Source organism: Caulobacter sp. UNC279MFTsu5.1, assembly GCF_900114015.1.
GTDB lineage: Bacteria > Pseudomonadota > Alphaproteobacteria > Caulobacterales > Caulobacteraceae > Caulobacter.
Map to the genome: position 1 here is coordinate 1 of NZ_FORN01000092.1, position 2955 is coordinate 2955.

The window sequence follows — 2955 nt, forward strand, 5'->3', positions numbered from 1 at the left end:
TGCAGTCCTGGGAAGCCGAGGAGATCGCCTGGCACCAGGTCGGCCACGCCGACGGCGATGGCTGGTCCGCCGACCCGGCCACGGCCGACGGCCTGATGACCTACGGCCCCTACGCCACCAACACCCCGGTCGGGGACAATGTCGCGGTCTGGAAACTGGCCCGGGGCGCCTCGACCCTGCCCGGCAGCCAACCCGTCGTCGTGCTGAGCGTCTTCGATTCCACCCAGTGGGACACGATCGCCAGCCGGACCATCACCCTGGCCGATTGGCCCGTGGCGTCGCGACCGGAATACTTCGCCGTGCCGTTCAACCTGCCGGCCGCGCGCAAGGGCCACTATCTGGAGTTCTACACCCGCTACGTCCCGTCGACTTCTGTGAAGCTCGACCGGATCGGCCTGGCCCTGCCCACCCCGACCGGCGCCCAGGCGGGCGCGACGACGACCAGCTGGGAGGCGGAAGGGGCGGCCATCGGCCATATTGTCGGTTTCGCCGAGGGCGACGGCTGGGCCGCCAGCACCGCCAGCGGGGCCGGCTTCATGACCTATGGGCCGTATGTCGGTTCCCTGACCGCGGGCGAGCACACCGCCCTGTGGACCCTGATGATCGACAACAACGACTATGACGAGCTGCCGATCGTGCGGCTGGAGGTCTATGACGCCACCCTGGGCGACGTGATCACCGACCGCACCCTGACCCGCCAGGCCTGGGCCTTGGCGATGCAGCACGAGACCTTCGGCGTGCCCTTTACGCTGGACGCCTCGCGCGCGGGCCATCCCATCGAGTTCAGGACCCACTTCCAGCCCCGCGCCTATGTCCGCGTCGACAAGGTCGGGGTGCGGTGATGGGGCGGGGATCAAGAACCAGGGCGGGCGTGGGCGACGTGATGAGTGCGGGTATGAGGTCGGATGCGATGACCTGCTTTGCGATGGACGCGGCCCACGCCGCGCGGCGCCTGGCCCTGACTCTGGCCGCGAGCGCCGTGCGGAGCAAGACCTGCTTCCAGGCGGTGAGCCCTCCTGCGGCCTGGACGCCCCGGAAACGGCTCAAGCCGCGGCAAAATCGTATGTGTTTCCCTTTCTGGGCCTCACGCCTCACGCTAGGCGGCGTTCTAGCGCTTGGCGTCAGTCTCGCCGGCTCCTACAGCTACGCTCAGGCGACAATCGAGCCGCCCAAGCCGTTCAACCCGACCGACGCCAACGGCGTGGATCTGCAGAGCGGTTCGATACTGATGAGCTCGCCGACCATCTCGATCGGGCCCAAAGAGGGCGGGCTCAGCTATTCGGCGACCTACGACACCGCCGTGCGAGCTTGGCGCCACAGCACCTTCGGCGGCGTGAATGGACCAACCGGAAAGCCCGGAGGACCGGCCTATCCGCACACCACGGCCACAGTGATGGGCCAGTCGATGACCTTCGCCCAGGCCGATGGCGTTGGGGCCTATCTGCCCGTCGACAATCCCGGCGCCTCGATGGCGATCGTGGCCAATTATCCCGTGCTGACCTTGAGCGATGGCACGGTGGTGCAATTCAACGCGCCTGCCACCCTGGGCCTGTACCTGGCCAACAAGGGTCAGGTCGCCAAGATCACCAAGCCTAATGGGGAGGTGACCACTTTCACCTACAACTCGACCAAGCTCATTCAATCGATCACCAACAACCGCGGCTATCAACTGCACTTCGACTACGACCCGGCTGACTGGACGCGGCTGGCCAAGGTGACCGCGCTGAACAACGCCATCGACGCCTGCGATCCAGGCGCGGTGACGTGTTCGTTCAGCCGCACTTGGCCGAGCCTGACCTTCGGCGTGATCGGAAGCGAGCAGAACGTAACCGACGCGCTTGGCCAAACCACCCGGTTCTTCTTCACCAACAACCAGCTGACCGGCATCCGCAAACCATCCAGCACCAGCGGACAGGATGTGACGATCGCCTGGGGCGCGGCCTATCCGGCCATCGGCAAGATCGTTTCCATCACCAACGCCGCGGGCAAAGCCTGGTCATACGTCTATGGCTCGGCGCCGCCAGAGCCAGCCCCGTCGATCTACACCGTCGACACCACCATCACCGACCCGCTGAACCACACCCGGACTATCACCATCAAGACGATGGACGACGGCTACGAGCTTCCGTTCAGCCGGCTCAGCGGGGTGACCGACCCGCTCGGTAAGACGACCAGCTATAACTACGGTCAGCAAGGTCTACTCACGAGCATCGTGCGGCCAGAGGGCGATGCCGACCAATACGCCTATGATGACCGGGGCAATATCCTTAACTACTACAAATCACCCAAGCCCGGCTCTGGCCTGGCGGCCGTCACCATGACCGCCGCCTATCCGGCCAATTGCACGGCGTCGGACGTCAACGCCAAGACCTGCAACAAGCCGACCTCGGTGACGGATTTCCGGGGCAATACGACCAGCTACACCTACGATCTCGCCCATGGCGGGGTGCTGACGGAGACCTCCCCCGAGCCGACCTCAGGGGCGATGCGGCCGCAGACCCGCACCGCCTACGCGTCGTACTACGCCTGGTACAAGAACAGCGCCGGGACCATTGTCCAGGCGGCGGCGCCGATCTATCTGCCGACCGCGACCTCGCAATGCACCTCAGGGCCGTGGGAGTGCATCGGTTCGGCGCTGGAGGCCAAGACCATCATCGGTTACCAGGCGGGAAGCGTCGGCCTGGCCAGCAACCTGCTGCCGCTGACGACGACCAGCGGCTCGGGCGATGGAGCGCTGAGCGCGATCACGACGATGACCTACGATGCGTATGGCAATCTGGAGACCGTCAATGGGCCTCTGGCCGGCGCGGCCGACGCCACCCGGACCTATTATGACCTGATGCGCCAGGTGGTCGGCGTGATCGGTCCCGACCCGGACGGGACCGGCGCGCTGCTCTACCGGGCCAGCCGCACCACCTACGCCGCCGATGGCCAGGTCACCTCGGTCGAGACCGG

General features: G+C 66.1%; 1 protein-coding gene and 1 pseudogene. Both read left to right on the forward strand.

What is annotated here, in order from left to right:
* A partial coding sequence (locus BM066_RS26630; RefSeq protein ID WP_218150949.1) for a hypothetical protein occupies window positions 1–842 on the forward strand: 842 nt, incomplete at its 5' end.
* Between the two features lie 221 nt (window positions 843–1063).
* Window positions 1064–2955 (forward strand): annotated as a pseudogene (locus BM066_RS25630) (RHS repeat domain-containing protein); the annotation flags it as partial.